This window comes from Streptomyces sp. SAT1, assembly GCF_001654495.1.
GTDB classification, from domain to species: Bacteria; Actinomycetota; Actinomycetes; order Streptomycetales; family Streptomycetaceae; genus Streptomyces; species Streptomyces andamanensis.
In genome coordinates, this window is record NZ_CP015849.1 from 1,396,273 (window position 1) to 1,420,287 (window position 24,015).

General features: G+C 74.9%; 21 protein-coding genes and 1 pseudogene. 9 read left to right on the forward strand and 13 right to left on the reverse strand.

What is annotated here, in order from left to right; translation table 11 throughout:
* Positions 1-9: 9 nt before the first annotated feature.
* The gene (locus A8713_RS06100; protein WP_079158850.1) at positions 10-2,805 is read right to left on the reverse strand and encodes a penicillin acylase family protein; all 2,796 of its coding nucleotides are present in this window, start codon (positions 2,803-2,805) and stop codon (positions 10-12) included.
* Positions 2,806-3,063: 258 nt separating this feature from the next.
* Here A8713_RS06100 and A8713_RS06105 point away from each other — a divergent pair, with 258 nt between their 5' ends.
* Positions 3,064-3,669: a hypothetical protein gene (locus tag A8713_RS06105; protein ID WP_018570398.1), complete on the forward strand. Its 606-nt coding sequence runs from the start codon at positions 3,064-3,066 to the stop codon at positions 3,667-3,669.
* A 77-nt stretch (positions 3,670-3,746) separates the two neighbouring features.
* On the forward strand, positions 3,747-4,649 hold the full coding sequence (locus A8713_RS34085) for a 3-keto-5-aminohexanoate cleavage protein (protein ID WP_079158851.1): 903 nt from the start codon (positions 3,747-3,749) through the stop codon (positions 4,647-4,649).
* 825 nt (positions 4,650-5,474) lie between these two features.
* Here the strand turns inward: A8713_RS34085 and soxR are convergent.
* Positions 5,475-5,969 carry a redox-sensitive transcriptional activator SoxR gene (gene soxR / locus A8713_RS06115; RefSeq protein WP_064531952.1) on the reverse strand — a complete coding sequence of 165 codons (495 nt, stop codon included), beginning with the start codon at positions 5,967-5,969 and terminating at the stop codon, positions 5,475-5,477.
* Between the two features lie 118 nt (positions 5,970-6,087).
* Here soxR and A8713_RS06120 point away from each other — a divergent pair, with 118 nt between their 5' ends.
* Positions 6,088-6,549 carry a MaoC family dehydratase gene (locus A8713_RS06120; protein ID WP_064531954.1) on the forward strand — a complete coding sequence of 154 codons (462 nt, stop codon included), beginning with the start codon at positions 6,088-6,090 and terminating at the stop codon, positions 6,547-6,549.
* A gap of 1 nt (position 6,550) precedes the next feature.
* Here the strand turns inward: A8713_RS06120 and A8713_RS06125 are convergent, their stop codons facing one another.
* The 3 genes from A8713_RS06125 to A8713_RS06135 all read right to left on the reverse strand — a co-directional run bounded on the left by A8713_RS06125 (position 6,551) and on the right by A8713_RS06135 (position 8,935).
* Complete coding sequence (locus A8713_RS06125; RefSeq protein ID WP_064531956.1) at positions 6,551-7,192, reverse strand: TetR/AcrR family transcriptional regulator; 642 nt, start codon at positions 7,190-7,192, stop codon at positions 6,551-6,553.
* Positions 7,193-7,312: 120 nt separating this feature from the next.
* Entirely contained in the window at positions 7,313-7,600 is a 288-nt protein-coding gene (locus A8713_RS06130; protein ID WP_026252962.1) for a YiaA/YiaB family inner membrane protein, read from the reverse strand.
* Positions 7,601-7,783: 183 nt separating this feature from the next.
* A complete protein-coding gene (locus tag A8713_RS06135) occupies positions 7,784-8,935 on the reverse strand; it encodes an acyl-CoA dehydrogenase family protein (protein ID WP_064531958.1) in 1,152 nt (383 codons plus the stop codon).
* Between the two features lie 113 nt (positions 8,936-9,048).
* Between A8713_RS06135 and A8713_RS06140 the strand changes: the two genes are divergently transcribed.
* The 3 genes from A8713_RS06140 (at position 9,049) to A8713_RS06150 (ending at position 11,618) form a co-directional block, all read left to right on the forward strand.
* Positions 9,049-9,690: a TetR/AcrR family transcriptional regulator gene (locus A8713_RS06140; protein WP_064531960.1), complete on the forward strand. Its 642-nt coding sequence runs from the start codon at positions 9,049-9,051 to the stop codon at positions 9,688-9,690.
* A 56-nt stretch (positions 9,691-9,746) separates the two neighbouring features.
* On the forward strand, positions 9,747-10,556 hold the full coding sequence (locus A8713_RS06145; RefSeq protein ID WP_064531961.1) for an ArsR/SmtB family transcription factor: 810 nt from the start codon (positions 9,747-9,749) through the stop codon (positions 10,554-10,556).
* Between the two features lie 72 nt (positions 10,557-10,628).
* Complete coding sequence (locus tag A8713_RS06150; protein ID WP_064531963.1) at positions 10,629-11,618, forward strand: DMT family transporter; 990 nt, start codon at positions 10,629-10,631, stop codon at positions 11,616-11,618.
* Between the two features lie 365 nt (positions 11,619-11,983).
* Here A8713_RS06150 and A8713_RS06155 read toward each other — a convergent pair whose 3' ends face one another.
* The 7 genes and pseudogenes from A8713_RS06155 to A8713_RS34875 all read right to left on the reverse strand — a co-directional run bounded on the left by A8713_RS06155 (position 11,984) and on the right by A8713_RS34875 (position 19,755).
* Positions 11,984-13,066 carry a Zn-dependent alcohol dehydrogenase gene (locus A8713_RS06155; protein ID WP_064531965.1) on the reverse strand — a complete coding sequence of 361 codons (1,083 nt, stop codon included), beginning with the start codon at positions 13,064-13,066 and terminating at the stop codon, positions 11,984-11,986.
* Positions 13,067-13,080: 14 nt separating this feature from the next.
* Entirely contained in the window at positions 13,081-14,469 is a 1,389-nt protein-coding gene (locus A8713_RS06160) for an aldehyde dehydrogenase family protein (protein ID WP_064531967.1), read from the reverse strand.
* Positions 14,470-14,703: 234 nt separating this feature from the next.
* Positions 14,704-16,069: pseudogene (locus tag A8713_RS06165) on the reverse strand (ABC transporter ATP-binding protein).
* A gap of 319 nt (positions 16,070-16,388) precedes the next feature.
* A complete protein-coding gene (locus A8713_RS06170) occupies positions 16,389-17,084 on the reverse strand; it encodes a class F sortase (protein ID WP_064531969.1) in 696 nt (231 codons plus the stop codon).
* Positions 17,071-17,757, reverse strand: a complete 687-nt coding sequence (locus tag A8713_RS06175; protein ID WP_064531971.1) for a hypothetical protein — start codon at positions 17,755-17,757, stop codon at positions 17,071-17,073. The genes A8713_RS06170 and A8713_RS06175 overlap by 14 nt, the downstream gene beginning before the upstream one ends.
* Positions 17,758-17,965: 208 nt before the next feature.
* A complete protein-coding gene (locus tag A8713_RS06180; RefSeq protein WP_064537278.1) occupies positions 17,966-18,583 on the reverse strand; it encodes a TetR/AcrR family transcriptional regulator in 618 nt (205 codons plus the stop codon).
* Positions 18,580-19,755, reverse strand: a complete 1,176-nt coding sequence (locus tag A8713_RS34875) for a hypothetical protein (protein WP_064531973.1) — start codon at positions 19,753-19,755, stop codon at positions 18,580-18,582. The genes A8713_RS06180 and A8713_RS34875 overlap by 4 nt, the downstream gene beginning before the upstream one ends.
* A 150-nt stretch (positions 19,756-19,905) precedes the next feature.
* Here A8713_RS34875 and hmgA point away from each other — a divergent pair, with 150 nt between their 5' ends.
* From hmgA to A8713_RS06200, 3 genes are read left to right on the forward strand one after another with little or no spacing between them, the layout of a single operon-like run.
* The gene (gene hmgA, locus A8713_RS06190) at positions 19,906-21,222 is read left to right on the forward strand and encodes a homogentisate 1,2-dioxygenase (protein WP_064531975.1); all 1,317 of its coding nucleotides are present in this window, start codon (positions 19,906-19,908) and stop codon (positions 21,220-21,222) included.
* Between the two features lie 26 nt (positions 21,223-21,248).
* A complete protein-coding gene (locus A8713_RS06195; RefSeq protein WP_064531976.1) occupies positions 21,249-21,998 on the forward strand; it encodes a GntR family transcriptional regulator in 750 nt (249 codons plus the stop codon).
* Between the two features lie 26 nt (positions 21,999-22,024).
* Positions 22,025-23,209: a type ISP restriction/modification enzyme gene (locus A8713_RS06200; protein WP_064531978.1), complete on the forward strand. Its 1,185-nt coding sequence runs from the start codon at positions 22,025-22,027 to the stop codon at positions 23,207-23,209.
* Between the two features lie 79 nt (positions 23,210-23,288).
* Here A8713_RS06200 and A8713_RS06205 read toward each other — a convergent pair whose 3' ends face one another.
* Positions 23,289-24,002, reverse strand: coding sequence for a TetR/AcrR family transcriptional regulator (locus tag A8713_RS06205; protein WP_064531980.1), 714 nt, complete (start codon positions 24,000-24,002; stop codon positions 23,289-23,291).
* Positions 24,003-24,015: the final 13 nt, after the last annotated feature.

The window sequence follows — 24,015 nt, forward strand, 5'->3', positions numbered from 1 at the left end:
GCCCGGGGGTCACCGGTGCGAGGTGTACTCCACGACCTGCTGGTAGGTGGGCCGGTTCTGCCAGCTGATCCTGCCGTGCTTGATGCCGCCCAGGGCGCGCTGGGCGATCGAGTCGGCGCACCACTGGTCGCCCGCCGAGCACTGGTCGTCGCCCGGGTAGACCTGGGCCGCGGTCAGTCCCGCCGCCTGCTTGAGCGTGCCGAGCAGGCTGTCGCGGCAGGCGGTCAGGCTGCCGGAGCCGCAGTACTTCCGCGCCAGCGGGCCGCTCACCCGCTCGCCGAGGACCGCGCGGATGTCCTTGTCGACATAGCTCCACCAGCCGTACTGGAAGGCGCTGCCGGCGTGCGAGCCGGTCGGGCCGTGTCCGGCGGACGGCGCCTCGTCGACGGGCAGGTTGGCGCCGAAGGCGGTGTACAGGTCGCTGCCGAGCCCCGGTTCGAACTCGGCCTTGACCAGCAGCGGCCACCAGGCGTCGAGGATGCGGACGGCGTCCGCGTCGGCGTACTTCTGGGAGCCGGCCGAGGTCTCGGTGCGGTGGGCGCCCGCGGTCAGCCAGGCCCGCAGCTTGTCCACCGCCGCCGCGGCCGCGGTGTCGGTGACCGGCGCGCCGTCGATCACCTTCAGCAGCTTCGGCAGCACGTCCTCGGCGCGCAGATCGGCGACGGCCGCGTCCGCCATCGCCTGCGTCAGCGCGGTGCGGGTCACCCCGCCGGCCGCGACGAGCTTCTTCACCCGGTCCTCCAGCAGGTTGCCGCGGTGCACCGAGCCCTCGCCCCAGGGCGCGGCCGCGTAGTCCTCGGCCTGCTTGTTGTTCCAGGAGATGTAGTAGTCCTGGTCGACGGAGTTGGGGTGCGCGGCGGGCGCGGTGTAGTCGGCGGTGTTGGAGGCCGGGTCCCAGCCGCGCCACTCGTAGGCCGGCTGCGCCCACACCGGGAACTCGGCGTCGACTCCGGCGGCCCGCACCGGGTTGTCGCCGCTGTTGTAATACGCGGTGTGCCGGGAGTCGGCGTAGAACCAGTTGAAGGTGAAGTTGATGTGCTGCGCGGCCTGCTGGAAGTCCTGCGGGCCCTTGACGTAGTCGGGGTCGTTGAGCATCTGGAAGCCGATGATGGAGTCGGCCTCGTGCAGGTAGGAGGAGCGCAGGGTGGTGTAGGCGACCTTCTTGCCGCCGACGGTGGCGCGGTACTGGACCGGACCGTACTTGGTGCGCCACACCCGCATGGTGTACGAGCCGGCCGCGGTGCCGTCGGCGACGGTGGGCTTCCACGCGTTGGCCTGCTGCACCTGCTCCATGGCGGTGCAGGTGCCGTGGTAGAGGTAGTGGTGGTCGTCCTGGCACAGCTCGACGGCGTAGGTGTCGATGATGTCCTGGCCGGAGGTCGTGGCGCTCCACGAGTAGTCCTGGCCGCGGCCCAGTTCGACGTACATGCTCAGGCCCGCGAAGGAGGCGCCGCGGGCGCTGATGCCCGGCCCCTGTATCTCCTGGAGCAGCAGCAGTTGCGGGGCGAAGTAGCCGGTCTGCGGCCCGAAGACGGCGACGGGGTGGCCGCTCGCGGTGTGCGCGCCGCTGACGACGAGGGCGTTGGACATGCCCCGGCGGGCCGAGGACAGGGCGCTCTTCGCGGCGAAGTCCGCAGTGCCCGTCGCGGCCTGGCTCTTCGCGCTGCCGGTGCGGTCGTACAGCAGGGGTTCGGCCGTCACCGAGCCGGCGTCGGGCAGCGCCTCGCCCTGCGCGGAGGCGGGCTTGGCGGCGTAGGGGAAGCTCTGGCCGTCGTGCAGGGTGAGGACGGCCTCGGGGTCGTTGCGCTCGCGGAAGGACTCCCAGACCCTGGTGCCCTCCGCCACGCCGTACTTGGCCTGGGCCTCCAGCAGCGACAGGGCGTTGTTCACCTCGCCGCCCCCGCCGGCGCCGAACAGCGAGCCGACCACCGAGGCCAGCGCGACCATGTCGGTGACCTTGAAGTGGTCGATGGTGCCCGCGTTGGTGATGGCGTCCTTGTGCCCGGTCAGGACGTACTCGCCGGGGAAGTAGCGGCCGGGGTCGGAGGCGTCGATGTAGGCGTTGATCCCGGCGAGGTAGGCGTTCACGTCGGCGAGTGCCTGCTGCCCGCGCTCGCCGTTCTTGGCCACGGCGGTGTCGATCTGCGCCTGGAGGTCGGCCTCGGTGTAGGGCGCGTTGCGGTAGAACTGCTGTTCAAGGCCCTGGTTGGCGGGGGCGCCGCCCGCGAAGGAGGTCAACTGGCCGCGGCCGACGTGCCGGAAGACGTCCATGAGCCACAGCCGGTCCTCGGCGGCGGCGTACCCGGCGCCGAACTCGGTGCCGTAGCGGGTGGTGCCCGTGATGTGCGGTACGCCCGTCTTCTTGTCGCGGACGATGGTGACGTCGCCGCGTCCGGCCGGCTTCTCGCTGGAGGCGACCTGGCCGGAGGGGACGCCGAACGAGGCGTCGTTGAAGAAGGTGTTGATCTTGTCGGTGGTGAGCGCCGGGTAGCCCTTGGCCAGGTTCGCGTACGGGCCGAGCTGGTCCTCGGCGTGGCCGGGCTGGGTGCCGAACGCCTGGTTGAGGAGGATCTGGGCGAGGGTGGCGTTGCCGTTCTCGCCCGGCGGCAGGATGTCCGAGCACTGTCCGCCGCAGTAGTCGTCCGCGGCAGCGGCCTTCGGCGCGCCGCTCGCGGCGACCGCTTGGGAAAAGGGTGACAAAAGACCGGCAATGAGGACGCATACGGATGCGGTCTTCAGGAACCCGGGGAATCTGCGGGGAGTTCTCATTCTGTCGAGCGCGCTGAGTGGGGTGCGCCGTGGCATGACTGCTCCTCCCGACGGGGGTGGGGCGGGACGTTACCGGCGGTAGCTCCGACTTGGAAGATGAACACGCGTCACTTTTTGGAGTCTGCGTGACGGACATGACGGTCGATCAGGGCGAAGCTGTGGCGGACACCGGAAATCGGATGGAGCCGAATCGCGGGCAGACGCGTCTATCCGACGACGTCGGTACGACCCATCCGTACGACGGCGCCGAAGTGACCGAAGTAGCAGGTGCAGGTGTGACGGAGGTGCAGGGCGATGGCCGGTTTCCGGAGTCTGGCGAGACAGGTGCGGGACCCGCGGTGCGATCTGGCACTGCGGCGCTACTCACTGCGCAAGTGCCTTGAGCGGTTCGCCCCTTACGGGCACCGGGCGACCTGGGACCATCTGTGCTCCCGCGCCGGGTTCGGCCCGGAGGACAGGTCCCCCGACCCGGTGCGGCTCGTGGCCGCGCTGGAGGAGCTGGAGGAGGCGCGTTCGGTGTGGCTCGCCTACGAGGCCGAGTTCGCCGGGCGGCGCAGGAAGGAGAAGCACGACGGGCTGCGCCGGCCGGGCAGCGTGGACGACTGGCACCGGCTGACCTGGGGCGGCTTCGGGGTCGCCTGGTGCGACGACCCCCGGGTGCACCCCGGCGAGCCGCTGGCCGAGGTGCTGCGCCGGCTGATCGCCGCGCTGGAGCGCGACCCGGGTGCGGCGTGCCCGGTGTGCGGCGCGGAGCGCCTGGTGTGGCGGTACGGCCTGGACCACGAGCCGTCCTCGGGACCGGTCTGCGCGGACTGCGGCATCCTGGTCCCGCGGCCCGTGCTCACCCCCGCGGCCCTGGCGGACGCCCGGCGCGGGCGGCGGCTGCTGGTGTCGGCCTGAGCCGGACCGGACGCCGGACGGGGTGCCGGACCGGCGCCGGGGAGTGCCGGGTCGCGGTCCGGGGCACCCTTGCGGCCATGCAGGTGTGTCTGAACGGTTCCCGTACGGCCCGGGACGGCGCGGCGGTGCCGCTCACCCCGGACCGGGCGGCCGGGTCCGCGGCGGAGGCCGTCGCGGCGGGCGCCACCGAGGTGCACGTCCATCCGCGTACACCGTGCGGGCGCGAGAGCCTGTCGCCCCGCGTGGTGGCGGCCACGGTGGAGGCGATCAGGGAGCGGGCGGCCGTGCCGGTCGGGGTGACCACGGGCGCCTGGACGGAGCCCCGTCCGGCGGCCCGCCTCGCGCGGGTGCGGGACTGGACGGTGCTGCCCGACTTCGCCTCGGTCAACTGGCACGAGCCGGGCGCCGAGGAACTGGCCGCCGCCCTGCTCGACCGGGGCGTCGGCGTCGAGGCCGGCCTCTGGTCGGGCACGGACGGCCCGGCCCGGTTCGCCGCCTCGCCGCTCGCTCCCCGGGTGCTGCGCGTCCTGGCGGAGGTGACGGACCCGGCCGTCGCTAGGGCCTGTCGTCACATTCCCGTCGTCCGCCCGGAGGGCGGGCCTCGCGGCGTCAGGTGCGTGCTCTCGGCGTGCCGGGCCCTGGCCCGCGTACTGGACGTACTCGGGTCTGGGCCCGGTGCGGCGAGAGTGCGTGCATGGCGTCGCGGGGCAGGCGGGAATGTGACGACAGGCCCTAGCGCCGAGGCGTCCGCCCGCGCCCTGCTGGCCGCCGTCGGCGACGCGCACGGCCGCCCGGTCCTGCTGCACGGCGAGGAGGCGAGCACCTGGCCCGTCCTCACCCTGGCGGCCCGCCTCGGCCTGCCCACCCGCATCGGCCTGGAGGACACCCTCCACCTGCCCGACGGCGAACCCGCCGCGTCCAACGCCCAGTTGGTAACGGAGGCGCTGCGCCTGGTCCACCGTCAGGACGGCGGGCCGTAGGCCGCGGGCGGAGCGGGGGCACGAAGGAATTCTGGGCGGCGGGGCGCCTCCCCGTCCGGGGGCTGCCCGGGGCGGGGCGGGCGCCTCGGCGGCGCTCCGGGACGGCAATGGGCATCCGCGGACGCATCGACGCCGTACGGGGCCCTGGCCGGGCACCGCGCCGGGACGGGCCGGAGCGGAACGGACGCCTCAGCGGCGCCCCGGAACGGCGCAGCCATCCACGGACGCGTTGGTGCCGTACCGGTCCCGGGACGGGCGCCGCGCCGGGACGGCGGGTCTCCCTCCCGGCGCAGTACCGCGTACGTACGCGCCTGATCCGGGCCCGCCCGCCTGGACAGGTGCACCGGCTCGCGCCGGGCCCCGGACGCACCCGGGTCGCCCGCCCGCGAGTCATCTCCGCCCCGCCCCGCCCGGCGCCACCGGCGCCGCTCGCCGTCGTACCGCGCGGGACGCCCCGCCCCGGCGTCCGCTCCAGCGCCGGTGGCACCGGGCGGTCCGCCCCTCCGCCGACGGTGATGCCCCGTGCACACCCGGCTCGCGCCCCGCCCGCGCGAGCGGACCACGCCGCCCCGGCGTCCGCCCGAGCACCGGGTCCGCGACGGACCACCACGGGACCACCGCGGCGGCGCGTCCGGCAGGCGCGCCCCTCCCCCGGCGGTGGCGCCCACGTACGCCTACGCCTGCACCCGCCCGAACAGGGGCACCGGCCGGCGCGCGGTGCCACCGGAGTCGACGCACACCGCCCGAGCGGATCACGGCGCCCCGGCACCGGGCCGGGTGCCGCCGCGCCCCGGAGCATCGGTCGCGTGAGGGCGGGCGGTGGGGTCAGGGGTTCTTCGGCCGGTCGGCGGGGGCGGTGGCGCCGGGGCGCTCGGCCATCAGGCGGGAGCCGGTCAGGCGGTCGCCGAACGCGTCGTCCGGGTTGGACAGGACGCAGGTGTCCAGGGAGAGGCAGCCGCAGCCGATGCAGTCGGTGAGGTGGTCGCGCAGGCGGTTGAGCTGCTTGATGCGCTCGTCGAGTTCGGAGCGCCAGGCCGCGGAGAGGCGGGCCCAGTCCTCGCGGGTGGGGGTGCGCTCCTCGGGGAGTTCGGCGAGGGCCGCGCGGATCGTGGCCAGCGGGATGCCGACGCGCTGGGCGGCCCGGACGAAGGCGACCCGGCGCAGCGCGTCACGGCTGTAGCGGCGCTGGTTGCCCGTGGTCCGGCGGCTGCTGATCAGGCCCTTGGCCTCGTAGAAGTGGAGGGCGGAGACGGCCGCGCCGCTGCGGGCGGACATCTGGCCCACGGTCAGCTCGTTGATCTTCTCGGGAATCTGGGGCACTCCTCAGAGCCTACCCACCGCGTCCGGGCCCGGTTCCGTTGACAGGGGCCGCCACACCGAGCATGCTAAGCAGTTGCTTAGACATACGGGACGATGTGCGACGCGAGAGGCCGGGCAGATGGCAGAGCCGAGGATCTTCACCTCCGCCGACGAGCTGAGGGCGGCGGTGGGCGAGCAGCTGGGGTACACCGACTGGCTGGAGGTCGACCAGAAGCGGATCGACCTGTTCGCCGAGGCGACCGGCGACCACCAGTGGATCCACGTGGACCCGGAGAAGGCCGCGGCGGGCCCCTTCGGCACGACCATCGCGCACGGCTATCTGACCCTGTCGCTGCTCCCGCTGTTCGGGCCGCAGCTGATCCGGGTCGAGGGCGTGAAGATGGGCGTCAACTACGGCACCGAGAAGGTGCGCTTCCCCTCCCCCGTGCCGGTCGGCTCCCGGCTGCGCGCCACGGCGTCGATCACCGGCGTGCGCGACGTCGAGGGCGGGGTGCAGGTGAGCGTCGCCTTCACCGTGGAGCGCGAGGGCGGCGACAAGCCGGTGTGCGTGGCGGAGTCGGTCTCCCGCTACTACCTCTGACCTACGGCCGAGCGGCGTCCGGCCGGGCCCTGACCATGCGCAGCACGAGGTCGGCGTAGAGCGCGCCGACCTCCTCCGGCGTGCGGGGCCCCTCGACGTTGAACCAGCGGGCGACGTCGATGCACAGGGAGAGCACGGCCAGCGTCGTGCCGCGCACGTCCGGGACGTCGAACTCGCCCGCGGCCACCCCCTCCTCGACGACCGCGCGCACCTCGGCGTCGACCAGGCGGCGCAGCGCGAGGATCTCGGCGCGGGCGTCCGGGCCGAGGGAGTCGAGTTCGTACTGCACGACGCGCGCGGTGGTGCGCCCGCGTGCGTGCCAGCGGACGAAGGAGCTGACGGCGTCCGCGAGCCGCTCGGTGGCGCTGCCCTCGCGCCGGGCGGCCGTGCGCAGGATCTCCAGTGCCTTCTCGTGGCCGATGCGGCTGATGCGGTGGAGCAGCTCTTCCTTGGTCTTGTAGTGGATGTAGAGCGCGGCGGGGCTCATCCCGGCCCGGCCGGCGATGTCGCGGGTCGTCGTCGCGTGGTAGCCCCGCTCGGCGAAGGCCTCCACCGCGGCCACGAGCAGCCGCCGGGCCGCGTCGGGGGTGACCTCGGCCCACGGCTGCGCGTCCCCGCCGGCCGTCTCCTGCGCCGTACTCATCGCTCGTTCGCCCCTCTCTGCGTCAAGGGGTCCACCATACCGCCGAAGCTGAGCGGGCGCTTAGCGTCCCCGGTGGGGGCGGTTGCGGCCGGGCCCCGGAGCGGGCCGGGGCCCGGCCGGTCAGATCTTCTCGAAGGGGTCGTGCTCGGAGAGCAGCCTGTCCAGCCGGGCCTGGTCGACTCTGCTGACGATCTGCCCGGCCTCCTGCCGGTCCCGGATCACCTTGGCGAGGGTGAAGGCGGAGGTGACGAGGTAGAGGACGGCGATGGCGAGGAAGGACCGCACCCAGGCGTTGGCGTCCAGCCGGAAGATGCCGATGGCGGTGGCCGCCATGGCGATGGCGAAGGAGGCGACGGCCTGGCCGTAGAAGGCGGCCGTGTTCTGGTGCTTGACCGGTGTGTCACTCATGCGGCCCAGCATCCGCGGATGTGGCCGCCGCCACATCCGTCGACGTACTCAGACGCGTACTCAGACGCCCGTGCGGACGGGCCGCGGAAGCCCTCGCGGCCGGGTCCCGGGTCCCGGAGCCCGCGCGGCCGGGTCCCGGCACCAGGCCCGGCCGGGCGCCCCGGAAGCCCGCACGACCGGGCCTCAGAAGGCCGAGACGCCCGTCAGCGCCCGTCCGATGACCAGCTTCTGGATCTGGCTCGTGCCCTCGTAGAGGGTCATCACCCGGGCGTCGCGCAGCAGTTTGCCCACCGGGTACTCGTCGATGTAGCCGTAGCCGCCGAAGACCTGGAGGGCGTTGTTGGCCGCGCGCACGGCGGCCTCCGAGGCGAACAGCTTCGCCTTGGACGACTCGACGGCGAACGGCTGCCCGCGGTCGACGAGGTCGGCGACCCGCCAGGTCAGCAGCCGGGCGGCGTCCACGTCCACGGCGATGTCGCTGATCAGCTCCTGGACGAGCTGGTGGCGGGCGATGGGCTTGCCGAACTGCTCGCGCTCGCCCGCGTACCGCACGGCCGCGTCGAGGGCGGCCTGCGCGATGCCGACGCAGCCCGCGGCCACGGACATCCGCCCCTTGGCCAGCGCCGACATCGCGACCGAGAAGCCCTTGCCCTCCTCGCCCAGCAGGGCGGAGGCGGGGACGCGCACGCCCTCCAGGACCAGTTCGGCGGTGGCCTGGCCGCGCAGCCCGAGCTTGCCGTGCACGGTGCGGCGGGTCAGGCCCGGGGTGTCGGTGGGCACCAGGAAGGCGGAGACGCCCTTGTGGCCGGGGGCGTCGGTGGAGCGGGCGAACAGCAGCACGACGTCGGCCCAGGTGCCGTTGGTGATGAACATCTTCGCGCCGTCGAGGACGAAGTCGTCGCCGTCGCGCACGGCCCGGGTGGTGAGGCTGCCCGCGTCGGAGCCGGTGCCGGGCTCGGTGAGGCCGAAGCAGCCGACGTACGCGCCGGAGGTCAGGCCCGGCAGCCAGCGCCGCTTCTGCTCCGCGTCGCCCCAGGCGGCGATCGTCTTGGCGACCAGGCCGAGCGAGACGGAGACGATGCCGCGCACGGAGGAGTCGCCGCGGCCCAGCTCCTCGGTGACCAGGCAGTACGCGAGGTGGTCGCCGCCCGAGCCGCCGTACTCCTCGTCGATGGTCAGCCCGAGGAAGCCGACCTCGCCGAGCTTCTTCACGATGCCCCGGTCCACCTCCTCGGCGCGGTCCCAGGCGACGACGTGAGGGGCGATCTCCCGTGCGACGAAGTCCCGGGCGAGCTGCCGTACCGCTGTCTGCTCCTCGCTGAGCCCGAGATGCATGACGGATCACCCCACAGATGCCGGATCCCGGGCCTGCGACGACCCTGGACCTTGAAAGCCGAACAATTAAATTACCACTGCTAGTTTTAGTCCGCAGCCCTACTATGTGCGCCATGGCCCGACCGCGCAAGCCCCTCCTCAGCACCGACCGCATCGTCGCGACGGCGCGGGAGCTGGTGGACGCGGAGGGCCTGGCCGCCGTCTCCACCCGCCGGCTCGCGGCCGAACTGGGCGTCAGCGGCCCCTCGCTCTACAACCACTTCCGCACCAAGGACGAGATCCTGGAGGCGGTCGCGGACTCGGTCAGCGCCCAGGTCGACCTGTCGATGTTCGAGGACGGGCGCGACTGGCGCACCGCGCTGCACGACTGGGCCGTCTCCTACCGGGCCGCCCTGCGCGCGCACCCCAACATCGTCCCGGTCCTCGCGCACGGCCCCGGCCGCCGCCCGGCCGCGCTGCGCCTGGCCGACGCCGTCTACGGGGCGATGGTCGACGCGGGCTGGCCGCCCGCGCAGGCCACCTCGGTCGGCGCGCTGATGCGCTACTTCGTCATGGGCTCCGCGCTCGGCTCCTTCGCCGCCGGTTTCCCGGACGACGCGGGCGCCTACGACCCCGCCGACTACCCCCACCTCGGCCAGGCCCATCTGCTCGCCGAGCAGCAGGAGAAGATCGACGAACGCGCCTTCGAGACCGGGCTCGCGGCCCTGCTGGACGGGCTGGCGCACCAGTACGAGCAGGCCCGCGCCGAGGCGTAGCGCCCGCGGCCACACTTCGGCGCCCGCCGAACCGTCCGTACCCCATCCTGGGACGCATGACCCCCAAGGATCCGCAGGCACCCGCGCTGGCGGCGCTCGCCGGGCTGATCGCCGACGAGAGCCGCGCCGCCTGTCTGCTGGCGCTGCTCGACGGACGGGCCTGGACGGCCGGTGAGCTGGCCCGGCGCGCGGGCGTGGCCGCCTCCACGCTCAGCGCGCATCTGGACCGGCTCGTCGCGGGCGGCCTGCTCGCCCAGGAGCGGCAGGGCCGCCACCGGTACGTCCGCCTCGCCGACGCGCGGGCGGCCCAGCTGGTGGAGGACCTGGCCGCGCGGGCGGCGCCCGCGGCCCGCCGTCCGCGCACCCTGCGCGAGGCGGGCGCCGGTTCCGCGATGGCCCGGGGCCGCACCTGCTACGACCATCTCGCCGGGCGCCTCGGCATCGCGGTGACGGACGCGCTGACCGCGCGCGGCCTGCTGCGGGCGGACGCCGGCGCGGGCACCGGCGGTACGGCCCCGGGCAGTACGGGCTCCGGTGGCACGGGGACGGGTGGCACGAGGTCCGGCGGTACGGGGTCCGGCGGTACGGGCACCGGGTTCGCGCTCACGGACGCGGGGCTGGGGTGGTTCGCCTCGGCGGGCATCGCGCTGGACCGGCGGGGGCGGCGCCCGCTCGCCCGCGCCTGCCTGGACTGGACGGAGCGCCGCCCCCATCTGGCGGGCGCGGCGGGCGCCGCCCTGTGCCGGCACGCCCTGGACACCGGCTGGTGCGAGCGCATCGGCTCGGAGCGCGCCGTACGGGTCACCCCGGCCGGCGCCGCCGCCCTGTCCGGACTGCTCGGCATCGAGCACACGGCACTGGCCTGACGGCCGGCCGGCGGACTCCGTGTCCGGAATCCGCGAGCTTTCCCTTTCCCTCCCCGCCTAGCCTCCGGAGACATGATGCGTGAACACCAGGTCCTGACCCCGTCCCGACTGGCGGCCGGTGCCGCCGCGGTCACCGTGGTGCTGTGGGCCTCCGCCTTCGTCTCGATCCGCAGCGCGGGAGCCGCGTACTCGCCCGGGGCGCTGGCGCTCGGACGCCTGCTGGCCGGAGCCGTGGCGCTGGGGGCGCTGTGCCTGGTGCGGCGGGAGGGGTGGCCGCCGCGGGAGGCGTGGCGCGGGATCGCGCTGTCGGGTCTGCTGTGGTTCGGCTTCTACATGGTGGCGCTCAACTGGGGTGAGCAGCGGGTGGACGCCGGGACGGCCGCCCTGGTGGTGAATGTCGGCCCGCTGCTGATCGCCCTGCTCGGCGCGCGGCTGCTGGGCGACCGGATGCCGCCGCGGCTGCTGGCGGGCATGGGGGTGTCGTTCGCCGGCGCGGTGACGGTGGGGCTCTCGATGTCCGGGGCGGGCGGTTCCTCGGTGGTGGGCGTGGTGCTGTGCCTGCTCGCGGCCGTCGGTTACGCCTTCGGGGTCGTCGCGCAGAAGCCCGCGCTGGGCCGGGCGAGCGTCCTCCAGGTGACCACCTTCGGGTGCCTGGTCGGCGCGGTGGCGTGTCTGCCGTTCGCCGGGCAGCTCGTCCACGAGGCGGCCCGCGCGCCGCTGACCGCCACGCTCAACGTGGTCTATCTCGGCCTGTTCCCGACCGCCCTCGCCTTCACCACCTGGGCGTACGCCCTCGCCCGGACGAGCGCGACCCGGATGGGCGCGACCACGTACGCCGTGCCCGCGCTGGTGGTGCTGATGTCGTGGCTGGTGCTGGGCGAGGTGCCCGGACTGCTGACGCTGGGCGGCGGGGTGCTGTGCCTGGCGGGTGTGGCGGTGTCCCGCTCGCGCCCGCGGAGGCGGCCGGCGGCGGAGTCCCTGCCGGAGGCGGACCGGGCGGAGGCGGACAGGCCGGAGGCGGACGCGGGGACGGCCCGGCCGCGTCCCGAGCAGGTGCGCTGAGCGGGCGGCCGGCGCGGGGACGCGGGCGGCGGCGGTCCGGTGTGTACTCGGGCGCCGGGTGCCGCACCTCGCGCCCACCGGGGCCCACACGGCCCACCGTGAGCGCCCGGGGCCGCGCCGGGACGGCGGAGTCGGCGACCGCGGCCCGAGCGGATGCTCGGCGCGAGCGGCCGCACGGGCTGCGGCGGGAACGGGCAGCGGCGAGGGCGGGGGCGGGCTGCGGCGGGGGTGGGCAGCGGCGATCCGGCGCCCTCGCCGCCGGGCGCACCGGCCCCGCCGCGAGCCCACCGGGTCCTGCGGCGAACGCGCCCGGGTTCCGCGCCGGACGGCGCAGGTATGGCCCGACGCCCGCGGCTCCCCCGGCGTCAGAACACCACCAGGGCCCGGCCGCCCTTCCCCGCGCGCATGTTCTCGAAGGCGGCCGGGATGCCGTCCAGGGCGATCCGCTCGGTGACCAGGGCGTCCAGGTCCAGGCGGCCGGCGCGGACGTGGGCGGCGAGTACGGGCAGGTCCTCGGCCGGGTTCGCGTTGCCGTAGACGCAGCCGGAGAGGGTGCGGCCCCAGTGGAAGATCTCCAGGGCGTTGAAGGTGACCCGCTGGTCCTTGCCGCCGATGCCGACGACCGTGGTCCGGCCGCCGCGGCGGGTGGACTCCCAGGCGGCGCGGATGGAGACGGCGCGGCCCGCGCACTCCACGGAGACGTCGACGCCCTGGCCGCCGGTGAGGGCGCGGATCTCGCGCGGGGTGTTCTCGGAGGCGACGACGTAGTCGGTGGCGCCCGCCCGGCGGGCCAGTTCCTCCTTCGCCGGGCTGACGTCGACGGCGACGATCCGCCCGGCGCCCGCGATCCGGGCGGCCTGGAGGGTGGCGAGTCCGACGCCGCCCGCGCCGAAGACGGCCACCGTCTCCCCGGCGCGCACTCGGGCGGAGTGGTGGACCGCGCCGTAGCCGGTGAGGACGGCGCAGCCGAGCAGGGCGGCGTCGGCGAGCGGGACGCCGTCGGGCAGCGGCAGGACGCAGGAGGCGGCGACGACCGTCTCCTCGGCGAACGCGGCGACGTTCAGACCGGGGTGCAGGTCGGTGCCGCCGGTGGTGCGGGCGTAGACGTCGGCGGCGCCGCGGAGGGCGTCGGCGCACAGCCAGACCTCGCCGAGACCGCAGGCGTGGCAGGCGCCGCAGGACGGCGCCCAGTTGAGGACGACGGCGTCGCCCGGCGCGACATGGGTGACCTCCTCGCCGACAGCGAGCACGGTGCCCGCGCCCTCGTGGCCGAGGACCGCGGGGACCGGGACGCGCATGGTGCCGTCGGTCAGGGACAGGTCGGAGTGGCAGACCCCGGCGGCGGCGAGCCGGACGCGGACCTGTCCGGGGCCGGGTTCGGGCAGGTCGATGCCGGTGATCTCCAGCGGTGAGCCGATGGCGGGCAGGACGGCGGCACGTACGGCCATGGCGCGTGACTCCCTTAGAACTGGAGGGACTTGGTCTGAAGGTACTCGGTGAGCCCGTGCGCGCCGAGTTCCCGCCCGACCCCGGACTGCTTGTAACCGCCGAAGGGGGCCAGCGGGTTGAAGCGCCCGCCGTTGATGTCGACCTGGCCGGTGTCCATGCGGCGGGCGAAGGCGACCGCCTCGGCCTCCTCGGCCGCCCAGACCGCTCCGGCGAGTCCGTAGACCGTGCCGTTGGCGATGCGCAGGGCGTCCTCCTCGTCCTCGTAGCGCAGGACCGAGAGGACCGGGCCGAAGATCTCCTCCTGGGCGATGGTCATGCCGGGGGCGACGTCGGCGAAGACGGTGGGGCTGACGTAGTAGCCGTGCTCGCGGGGCGCCTCGGGGCCGCCGGCCACCAGGCGCGCGCCCTCGGCGACGCCGCGCTCGATGTAGCCGCGGACCCGGTCGCGCTGCCGGGCGTTGACGAGGGGGCCGATGCGGTCGGCGTACTTGGCGGCGGCAGCGGCGGCGAGGGCGACCGCCTCGTCGTACCGGTCGCGGTGGACGAGCATGCGGGTCCAGGCGCTGCACGTCTGGCCGGAGTTGGACATGACGTTGGCGACGCCGACGTGCACCGCCTTGGCGAGATCGGCGCCGGGCAGGATGACGTTGGCGGACTTGCCGCCCAGTTCCAGGGCGACCCGCTTGACGGCGGCGCCCGCCGTGGCGCCGATCCGCCGGCCCACGGCCGTGGAGCCGGTGAAGGAGACGAGGTCGACGCCGGGGTGTTCGGCCAGGGCCTGTCCGGCGACCGGGCCGAGCCCGGTGACCAGGTTGAAGACACCGGCCGGGAATCCGGCCTCGTCGACGGCCTCGGCGAAGAGCTGGGCGGTGAGCGGGGTGTCCTCGGCGGGCTTGAGGACGAGGGTGCAGCCCGCGGCCAGGGCGGGGGCTGCCTTGGCGACGATCTGGTGCAGCGGGTAGTTCCAGGGCGTGATGGCGCCGACCACGCCGGCGGGCTCGTGCAGGACGGTGGAGTTGCCCGTCCGCTCCTCGAAGGCGTAGGTGGCGGCGAGGTCGGCGTAGGAGGCGGCGACCGCGAGGGGCAGGCCCGCGTGGACCGACCGGGCGAACTGCTCGGGGGCGCCCAGTTCGGTGGTGACGGTCTCGGCGATCTCGTCCTTGCGGGCGGTGAGGACGTCGCGCAGGGCGGCCAGGCGGGCGGCGCGTTCGGCGGGCGGGGTCGCGGCCCAGCCGGGGAAGGCGGCGCGGGCGGCGCGCACCGCCGCGTCGACGTCCTCGGCGGTGCCCGCGGGGACGGTGGCGACGACCTGCTCGTCGGCCGGGTTCACCACCTCGATGGCGTCGCGGTCGGGGGCGGGGCGCCAGGCGCCGCCGATGTACATGCCGTCGTGTGCCTTCATGGTGCTCCTCCGGGGCGGGGGCGTCGGCCGCGTCGGCGCGCGGTCCACGGGGGGTGCGGGCCGGGCTCGGCCGATCCATAAACTAGCGCCGATAGTTTTGTGGCGCCAGGGAACCGCACCCCTCCCCGCCCGGTGTGCGGCGGCTCACTCCCGCAGGTCACTCCCGGGGACCCTCCCGGCGGTCGCTCTCGCAGATCACGCCCGCAGATCACGCCCGGCGGTCGTTCCCGGCGGTCACTCCTGGAGGTCCGGCAGCCGGTCCGGGGCCGGGCAGACGCGCTCGCCGTGCCGGTCGAAGACGAAGAGGTGGGCGAGGTCGACCAGGAGCGGCACCTGCATGCCGTGTCGGAGCCGGATGTCGGGGGGGGGTGCGCACCACCAGGTCACCGGGCAGCCGGGGCTCGGCCGCGCGGGCACCCTCCGGTGCGGCGCCGGCCTCTCCGCCACCCGCCCCGCGTGGCCGGTCGAGCAGCGCCACCGGGCCGCCGCGCAGGGCCCCGGCCCGCTCCCGCAGGCGTTCCAGCACGGTGGCGTCGCGGCGGCGGCGCCGGTCCGGCCGGGTGTGCGGGCGCGGTGCCTCCAGCTCCGGTACGACGGCCGGGCTCGACCCGGTGTCGAAGTGGACGAGCACCTCGTGGCCCTGGAACTCCAGGTGCTCGACCAGCCCGGTCAGCGGCACCTCGCCGGGCCGCGCGGCGGCGGGCTTCGCGATCCGTACGGCCTCCGAGCGCAGCCCCACGATCACCTCGCGGCCCTGCTGCACGCGCAGCAACTGGTGGTCCAGGGAGAGCGGTTCGGGCAGCCGCAGGAACTGCTTGCCCAGCCTGATCGTCATGGCCCCGTCGAGCGGGGCGCGGACCAGTCCGCGCAGCAGATTGATGCGCGGGGTCCCGATGAAGGCGGCGACGAACACGTTGCGGGGCAGCGCGTAGACGGCGCGCGGGGTGCCGACCTGTTGCAGCACCCCGCCGCGCAGCACGGCGACCCGGTCGCCCAGGGACATGGCCTCCGACTGGTCGTGGGTGACGTAGAGGGTGGTGACGCCCAGTTCCCTGGTGAGCCGGGCGATCTCGGCGCGCAGATGGCTGCGGAGCTTGGCGTCGAGGTTGGACAGCGGCTCGTCCATCAGGAAGACGGAGGGGTGGCGGGCTATCGCCCGGCCCATGGCCACGCGCTGGCGCTCGCCGCCGGAGAGCTGGCCGGGGAGGCGGTCGAGCAGGTCCTCGATGCCGAGCATCCGGGCGGTGGCGTCGATGCGGGGGCCGTGGTCGGCGCCGGGCGACTCGATGCGCAGCGGGAAGCCGATGTTGCCGCGGCCGGTCATGTTCGGGTAGAGCGCGAAGTTCTGGAAGACCATCGCCATGTCCCGGGCCGCAGGGGGCAGTTCGTTGGCGTACTCCCCGTCGAGCAGCAGCACCCCCTCGGTGATCTCCTCCAGTCCGGCGATCATCCTCAGGACCGTGGACTTGCCGCAGCCGGAGGGTCCGAGCAGGACGAGGAACTCACCGGGCGCCACGTCGAGCGACAGCCGGTCCACCACCCGTGGGGTCTTGCTGCTGTAGGTCTTGCTCACGTCGTGCAGGGAGATGGCGCGTGTCATGAGGCATGCCTTCGGTGACTCACCCAGGCGCTGGGCGCAGCGCGGCGGACGCCTCGCGCGGGTCGTACGGGGCGTGTGAGTCACGGAAGCTAACGGACGGGTGCGGCCCGGGGAAGACATCGGGCACGATCTCGCACACTTTCGTCCATCAGGCGGGATCGGACGGGATACGGCCGCATCGGGGGATCAGGCGGGTTCGGGCGGGTTCAGGTGCGAAGGGGGACGGAGGCGGTCGGTCCGCGCCCAGCGGCGGGGCGGGGCGGCCGGCGCCCGCCGCCCCGCCCCGCGCGCGCCTCGGCCCGCCGCCTCCGCGCGCGGCTCATCTCGTCGCCGTCAGATGGGCGAAGACGACCACGTTGCTGGAGTAGCCGGTGCGCCGGGTGTAGAGGCCGCCGCAGGTGATGACGTGCAGCTCGGGCCGCCGGGAGCGGCCGTAGACCTCCTTGTCGGGGAAGCGGTCCTTGTCGAAGACCCGCACCTTGTCGACGGTGTACACGGCGGTACGGCCGTCCGCGCGCCGCACCTCGATGGAGCGGCCGGGCTCCACCTGGCCGAGCGCGGCGAAGACGGCGGCACCGGTGGTGGTGTCGCGGTGCCCGACCGCGAGCGCGGTGCCGGACTCGCCCGGGGTGGGCCCGTCCTGGTACCAGCCCACCAGCTTGGGCTTGTCGACGGGCGGGGTCCCGAGCTGCCGGTCGGCGGCGAGGCCGATCCCGGTGACGGGCGCGTCGATGCCGAGCGAGGGGATGCGCAGGGAGGTCGCCGGGGAGCGGGGCAGCGGCCGGGGCGGGGGCCCGGCCGGGGCCGCAGTGCCGTCCGGGCCGTCCCGCCGGTCCGCCGGGGCGGCGGCCGCCTCGGCGTGCGGGCCGGCCGCCCGCCGCGGTGCGCCGTGGTCGCGGTGCCCGTCGCACCGCGTGCCCACCGTGACCAGGACGGCCGTCAGCGCGGCCGTCCTGGCGAGGCGGTAGGCGCGGGTCCGGTACCAGGGCCTGCGTCGGCGCCTACGCGGCGCCACGGGTGCGCCGGCGGTTCAGCCGGAGGTACGCGACCCCGCCGACCACGACGAGCCCCACGGCCGCGGCCCCGGCCACCGGGGTGTACGCGGCGGCCGAGGCGAGGCCGCCGCCGCCCGCGTGCACGCCGCCCTTGGGGCCCTGCCCGTTCTGGCCGTTCTGCCCGGCGCCGGGCCCGGAGTGCTGCTCGCCGTTGCCACGGCCCTGGTCCTCGATCTGCCCGGCCGGGCCCTGGGCGCCTTCCTTGCGGCCGTCGTCGTCACGGCAGTTGACGTGGAAGATCTTCTCCTTGGGCACGCCCGCGACGGTCCAGACGAGCTTGTACTGCCCGTCGGCCAGGCCCAGCGGGTCGGTGTGGCCGGCCCCGGCGGCGAGCGCGATGGTGCCGGTGACGGTGGCGCTGGTGGGCAACGGGGGCATGGCCTGGATGGTGTAGCCGATGGTGGGCAGGACGTCGAAGTTGACGGCGTCCAGGTAGAAGCGGCACACCACCGGGTCGTCCTTCGAGACGCCGAAGGGCACGCCCACCCGGTGGATCTTGATGTCGCCGGCCTCTCCCTGGGCCATCGCCACGGGCGCCGCCAGCCAGGTGGCACCCGCAGCGGTCAGGGCCGTCAGGGCCGCGGCGGCACCGACGCGGGAGCCGAGGGTGCGTGGGAGTGTCAGGGTGGGCATGCGCGTTCCTCCGAGTCAGACGATTTTCATACAAATCGCTCTTTCACCTGACTCTCTTTCACATCGCCCGCCGGGGCCACCGCACCCCGCCCCGACGCGCCGTCCGCTGTCACCCGCCCGGCGCAACCGGGCACCGGAGCGGACAGGTCGGACAGGGCGGACAGGGCGGGCGAGCCGGAGGGATGGGGGGACGGGCCGGGCGGGGGGCTCAGCCCAGCACGCGCCCCAGGTACGCCCGCAGCAGTTCCCGCATCTCCTCGATGATCCGCTCGTCGCCCTCGGGGTCGACCCGGAAGGCGAGCTGCACAAGGGTGTCGGCGGTCTCCACGGCGATCAGGAACGCACGGCGCAGATCGTCGTCCGGCTCGCGGCGCAGATACCCGGCGAGCAGCTGGGTGAGGCGGTCGGCGAGGCGGTGGTTGGGCTCGGCGTGCCGGGCGCCCAGCGGTATCTGGTTGCCGAAGTCCACGAGGGAGAAGCCGGGCGCGGTCCGCTTCATCGCCAGGTACTCGTCGAGCACGGCGTCCATGGCGGACCGCCAGCCGTCGTCCGCCAGCCCCGCCAGGCGCTCCTGGACGCGCTCGGAGTACCGCTCCAGATTGCGGTGGGCGAGCGCGTCGGCCATCGCGCGCTTGTTGCCGAAGAACCGGTAGACCGAGCCGATGGGCACACCGGCGCGCAGCGCGACGGCGCGGGTGCTCAGGGCGTCGTAGCCGACCTCGTCGAGGAGTTCGGCGCAGGCGTCCAGGATCCTGGTCAGCCGTTCGGCGCTGCGCCGCTGCACGGGTGCGCGACGGAGCGGGGTCGCATGGGGCACGGCACTCATGATGCCCGGCCGCGGCGGCCGGGTGAAGCGGTGCCCGCGGTGCGGACACCGGCACCCGGGTCGTCCCCCGCGCACACGGCTCCCCGCGCGCCGCGCGCCCCGAGTGCGGGGAGAGCCGGGAACGCGGGCGCGGACGGCGTGGACGGCGCTGCCTGCGCTGCCTGCGCTGCCACGAACAGCGCGGGCGCGGGCGGTACGGGAGCCGCGAGCGGCGCGGACGGCGCGCGCACCGGCGGCGCGGGGCGTACGGGCACGGAGGGCGCACCACCGGAGGGCGCGCCCACGTACGGCGCGGGCGCGGGCACGGAGGACGGGAGCGCGGAGGACACGGGCGCGGAGGACACGGGCGCGGAGGACACGGGCGCGGAGGACACGGGCGACCGCACGGCACCCTCGGACCGGGCCGCCGCCCCACCACCGGCCTGCCCGGCCGCCGGACCGCGCGCCGCACCGGACGAGGCCACCGCGCCGGACACCACCCCGCCCGATGTCACCGCACCGGACGCCGCCCCGCCCGGCGCCACCGCCCCGGACAGCACCGCACCCGACGACACCGCCCCGCTCCCGGACGACGCCGCGCCCGCGCCCCCGCCGCTCCCGGAAGGCGCCGCGCCCGCGCCACCCCCGGACACGGACGCCCCCTCCCCCGCGCGCGGGTCCGAAGCCGTGATGTCGGCGGTGCTCTGCACGGGCCTGCCGGAGACCGCCCAGACCGTGTCGTCGTCGGCGTAGAGGCGCGCGGTGACGTGGTGGGTGCCGCGCGGGACGAGGCGGGCGGAGAGCCGGTACTCGGGGGCGCGCAGACGGCCGACGAGGCGGCCGTCGACCAGCAGATGGGCGAGACCGCGTCCGGACACCGGGCGGGCCGCCGTACCGGCCGGGGAGAAGCGGAAGCGGCGGACGGTCAGCCGCACGTCCCAGCTGCCCGCCGCGTCCGGCCGCACCTCGACGCCGATCTCGGGCGCGCCCTTCCGGTCCACCTCGCGGTAGGCCCGCCCCTGCTCGTCGGTGTGATCGATGATCTTTCCCACCGGGGTGGCCGGTCCGCCCTCCCCCTTCTCCCCGCCATCCCCGCTCCCCCGCGTACCGCCCGCCCCGCAGCCGGCCGATGCGGCGAGCAGCAGGGCGGACACCGCGAGCACCGCGAGTGGCCGGCGCGTCCACGACGTCATGCCCGGGAGCGTAGAACAGCCCTCCGGCGGCCGGATCCCCCTCAGGTCGGGTTCCGGCCGTCCGCCGGAAGGAGGGCCGGCGTCCCTCTTGCGCCCGGGAAATCGCAATCCTACGGTGCTCCATAGGAATCAGGTTGCAAGGGAGCGATCATGAGCGGGGACGCACGCAAGACCGCCGAGGCACTGGAGTACCTCTCCGGTTTCGGCAACGAGCACAGTTCGGAAGCCGTTCCGGGCGCGCTGCCCGAGGGCCGCAACTCGCCCCAGCGCGCGCCCTTCGGGCTGTACGCGGAGCAGCTCAGCGGTGCGGCCTTCACCGAGCCCAGGGCGCACAACCGCCGCTCCTGGCTGTACCGCATCCGCCCCTCGGCCGCCCACCCGGCGTTCACCCGCGCGGGCAACGGCGCGCTGCGCACGGCCCCCTTCACCCAGTCCGTCCCGGACCCCAACCGGCTGCGCTGGAACCCGCTGCCGCAGCCGGGCCCGGACACGGACTTCCTGGCGGGCCTGTGGACCCTCGGCGGCAACGGCGACGCCACCCAGCGCACCGGCATGGCGGTGCATCTGTTTCACGCCAACTCCTCGATGGAGCGCGTCTTCAGCGACGCGGACGGCGAGCTGCTGATCGTGCCGGAGCGGGGCGGGCTGCTGCTGCGCACCGAGTTCGGCCTGCTGCACGCCGAGCCCGGCCATGTGGCGCTGATCCCGCGCGGGGTGCGCTTCCGGGTGGAGCTGCTGGACGGGACGGCCCGGGGGTACGTCTGCGAGAACTACGGCGCCCCCTTCCGCCTGCCCGACCTCGGCCCCATCGGCGCCAACGGCCTGGCCAACGCCCGTGACTTCCGCGCGCCGGTGGCCGCCTACGAGGACACCGAAGGACCGGTGGAGGTGGTCAACAAGTTCTGCGGCAACCTCTGGACGGCCACCTACGACCACTCCCCGCTCGACGTCGTCGCCTGGCACGGCAACCATGTGCCGTACGTCTACGACCTGCGCCGCTTCAACGTCATCGGGACGATCTCGTACGACCACCCGGACCCGTCGGTCTTCACGGTGCTGACCTCGCCGAGCGACACTCCGGGCCTGGCCGGGGTGGACTTCGTCGTCTTCGCCCCGCGCTGGCTGGTGGGCGAGGACACCTTCCGGCCGCCGTACTTCCACCGGAACGTGATGAGCGAGTACATGGGCCTGATCGAGGGCGCCTACGACGCCAAGGCGGAGGGCTTCGTGCCGGGCGGCGGCTCGCTGCACAACATGATGTCGGCGCACGGCCCGGACCGGGAGACCTTCGAGCGGGCGAGCGCGGCCGAGCTGAAGCCGCAGAAGATCGACGACGGGCTGGCGTTCATGTTCGAGACCCGCTGGCCGGTGACGCTCACACCGCACGCGGCCCGCGCGGACCACCTCCAGCAGCGCTACGACGACGTCTGGCAGGGCCTGGAGAAACACTTCCGGCCATTGCACTGAACGGACCAGACCGGTACGGATAGCCCGTGACCTCCTTTGCTCCGGATTCGATCGTCCTGAACCGCAAGCTGCCGCTGTGGTACCAGGTGTCCCAGTCCCTGCGCGCCTCGATCCTCGGCCGCTCGCCCCGGGACCCGCTGCGCCTGCCCACCGAGGAGCAACTGGCGGGGCACTACGGCGTGAGCGTGCTGACCATGCGGCAGGCGCTGAAGGAGCTGGAGGAGGAGGGGCTGATCACCCGGCACCGGCGGCGCGGCACCTTCATCGCGCCCACGGCCCACCGGGGCGCCCCGGTGCGGCTGCTGGGCTCGGTGGACGCGATCGTGGCCCAGCAGTCCGGCATGACGACCGAGCTGCTGGACCACGGCACCGCGCCGGTGACCGCCGAACTGGCCGAGTTCTTCCCGGACCTGGAGGAGGTGGCGGCCTACCACCGGCTGCGCAGCGACGAGAAGACCGGCGAGCCCACCAACCACGCCCGCAACTACGTCCGTCCGGAGCTGGCCGAGCGGATATCGCCGGACGACCTGGTGCGCTGGCCGATGACCAAGGTGCTGCGGGACGTGGTGGGCGCCGGCATCAGCCGGATCACGGACACCGTGCAGGCGCGGCTGGCCGACCCGGAGACGGCCCGGCTGCTCGAAGTGCCGCTGCTCAGCCCGATCCTGCACTACACGGGCATCACCTACGACGAGGCGGGCCGGCCGCTGGACGTGGTCGTCATCCACTACCGCGGTGACCGGTTCTCCTTCACGGTGACCCTCGACGCCACGTGACCTGCGGGCCGTCGCCGCGTCGTACGATGCCCCGCGTGACGCACGACGACGCCCCGCTGCTGGCGGACCTCATGCCGTGGTCCGTCGCACCGCCGCGGCTCGGCCGGCCGTGGCCCGTGGCCCCGGACCCGGGCTGCCTCAGGGCCCGCTGGGACGCGCTGCTGAGGGCCGAGGGGGCGGACCGGGAGGCCCTGTTCGAGCCGACGCGCGCCCGCACGCCGTACACCGCGGCGGGACAGCTGCCCGGCCGCTCCGGCGGCACCGGGCAACTGGCCCGGGACCCGGGCCCGTGCCCGGAGCCGGTACGGGTGCTCATGGCGCCCTTCGACGAGCAGTGGCTCCTCGCGGACCACCGGCTGATCGACGCGGCCCGGCCCGAGCTGTGGCGGGTGGCGGACGAGCGGCAGGTCTTCGTGGTGGAGCCGGGCGCCGCACCGGGCGCGGCCGGACCGGCGCTGCTGGCGACCTCGCTGCCGCCCTTCCTGCGGCCGGGCCGCATCCGCCCGCTGTACCGCCGTCCGGGCGCGCGGGAACCCAACCTGGCACCGGGCCTGACGGAGCATCTGGCCGCCCTCCTGGGGCACCGTCCCGAGCCGCCGGACGTGCTCGCCTGGATCCTGGCGGCGGCGCGGCCGGGCCCGGACGGGACGGCCGTCCCGCTCACCTCGGACACCGGCCGGTGGGCGCGGGGCGTCGCGGCGGGCCGCCGGGCGCTGTGGCTGATGCGCCGCGACGGCGAGCGCCCCAAACTGCCCGGCGGGCGCCGCCCGTACGTCCGCGCACCGCTGCCGGACCGCCCGCGCGCCCTCCACTACGACCGGGCCGAGGAGACCCTCCACCTCGACGAGGGCCGCGTCTCCCCGGTGCCCGCGGCCGCCTGGGACTTCGAGACCGGCGCCGGCCGGGTCCTGGAGCAGTGGTTCGCGGCCCGGACGGCGCAGGGCGAACAGGGCACCCTGGCGGCGATCCGCCCGCCCCTGTGGCCGCAGGCGTGGACCTCGGAGCTGCTGGAGCTGATCACCGTCCTGGCGCTGCTGGCCGAGGCGCGGGCGGGGCAGGAGCCGCTGGAGGCCCCGGAGCCGGACCGGGCGGTCACGGCGTCCGCGCTGCGGGCGGCGGGCGTGCTGCCGGTACCGGCGGCGGCCCGCCGGCCGGCCTCGGTCCTGGACCACGCCGAGGAAGGCCCCGGGGGCCAGTTCACCCTGATCTGACGGCCCGTCCCCGGTCCGGCCCGCCCCGGCGCGGGCGGCGCCGGCGTACGGCGCGCGGCGCGTGCTCGGCCGCGGGTGCTCAGCCGCGCGGGCAGAACCCGTCCAGGACCCGTGTCAGGGCCCGGTCGAACACCGCCTCCAGATCGATGGGGCCGGCGTCCTCCGTGAAGGCCGCCGCCATGCGCGGGTAGGCGCCGCTCGCGATCCGGCCGCCCAGGTAGGCGATCCGCACGGCGTTCTCCTGTTCCGCCGTCCAGGGCAGGGAGCGGGTGCGCTCGGCGGCCGCCAGCTCGTTGGCGACGTACATGGTCACCACGGCGTTGACCATGGCGACCAGCTCCATCTTGGTGCCGTAGGACGCCTCCAGCGGGTCCAGGCAGGCCAGGCAGTGCTCCAGATAGCGCAGGGCGTTGGGGCTGAAGCCGTAGATCCCGGACATCAGGCGGGGCAGCCAGGTGTGGCGGCGCATCAGGGACCGGGTCTGGTGGCCCACCCGGACCATGTCGGCGCGCCAGTCGCCGCTGGGCTCCCACAGCTCGTGCTCACCGCTGACGGCGTCCACCATCAGCTCGTACAGGTCCTCCTTGCGGGGGACGTAGTTGTACAGCGACATCGTGCCGCAGCCCACTTCGGCGGCCACGTGCCGCATCGAGACCGCTTCCAGGCCGCCGGCGTCGGCGAGCCGGACGGCCGCCGCCGCGATGTCGGCACGGGTGAGGGCAGGCTTCGGCCCCCGCCCCGTCCGCTCCGGGCGGGCCCAGATCACCTCGGGTTCGGCGCCTCGGCCGGCCATGGGACATCACCTC

Coding starts and splice junctions, on each gene's coding strand:
- A8713_RS06100 (WP_079158850.1), bottom strand. CDS start 2,805: ATGCCACGGCGCACCCCACTCAGCGCGCTCGACAGAATGAGAACTCCC.
- A8713_RS06180 (WP_064537278.1), bottom strand. CDS start 18,583: ATGAGTGCCGTGCCCCATGCGACCCCGCTCCGTCGCGCACCCGTGCAG.
- A8713_RS06160 (WP_064531967.1), bottom strand. CDS start 14,469: ATGAAGGCACACGACGGCATGTACATCGGCGGCGCCTGGCGCCCCGCC.
- hmgA (WP_064531975.1), top strand. CDS start 19,906: ATGAGCGGGGACGCACGCAAGACCGCCGAGGCACTGGAGTACCTCTCC.
- A8713_RS06145 (WP_064531961.1), top strand. CDS start 9,747: ATGACCCCCAAGGATCCGCAGGCACCCGCGCTGGCGGCGCTCGCCGGG.
- A8713_RS06140 (WP_064531960.1), top strand. CDS start 9,049: ATGGCCCGACCGCGCAAGCCCCTCCTCAGCACCGACCGCATCGTCGCG.
- A8713_RS34875 (WP_064531973.1), bottom strand. CDS start 19,755: ATGACGTCGTGGACGCGCCGGCCACTCGCGGTGCTCGCGGTGTCCGCC.
- A8713_RS06155 (WP_064531965.1), bottom strand. CDS start 13,066: ATGGCCGTACGTGCCGCCGTCCTGCCCGCCATCGGCTCACCGCTGGAG.
- A8713_RS06200 (WP_064531978.1), top strand. CDS start 22,025: ATGCCCCGCGTGACGCACGACGACGCCCCGCTGCTGGCGGACCTCATG.
- A8713_RS06105 (WP_018570398.1), top strand. CDS start 3,064: ATGGCCGGTTTCCGGAGTCTGGCGAGACAGGTGCGGGACCCGCGGTGC.
- A8713_RS06205 (WP_064531980.1), bottom strand. CDS start 24,002: ATGGCCGGCCGAGGCGCCGAACCCGAGGTGATCTGGGCCCGCCCGGAG.
- A8713_RS06135 (WP_064531958.1), bottom strand. CDS start 8,935: ATGCATCTCGGGCTCAGCGAGGAGCAGACAGCGGTACGGCAGCTCGCC.
- A8713_RS06175 (WP_064531971.1), bottom strand. CDS start 17,757: ATGCCCACCCTGACACTCCCACGCACCCTCGGCTCCCGCGTCGGTGCC.
- A8713_RS06125 (WP_064531956.1), bottom strand. CDS start 7,192: ATGAGTACGGCGCAGGAGACGGCCGGCGGGGACGCGCAGCCGTGGGCC.
- A8713_RS06150 (WP_064531963.1), top strand. CDS start 10,629: ATGATGCGTGAACACCAGGTCCTGACCCCGTCCCGACTGGCGGCCGGT.
- A8713_RS34085 (WP_079158851.1), top strand. CDS start 3,747: ATGCAGGTGTGTCTGAACGGTTCCCGTACGGCCCGGGACGGCGCGGCG.
- A8713_RS06130 (WP_026252962.1), bottom strand. CDS start 7,600: ATGAGTGACACACCGGTCAAGCACCAGAACACGGCCGCCTTCTACGGC.
- A8713_RS06120 (WP_064531954.1), top strand. CDS start 6,088: ATGGCAGAGCCGAGGATCTTCACCTCCGCCGACGAGCTGAGGGCGGCG.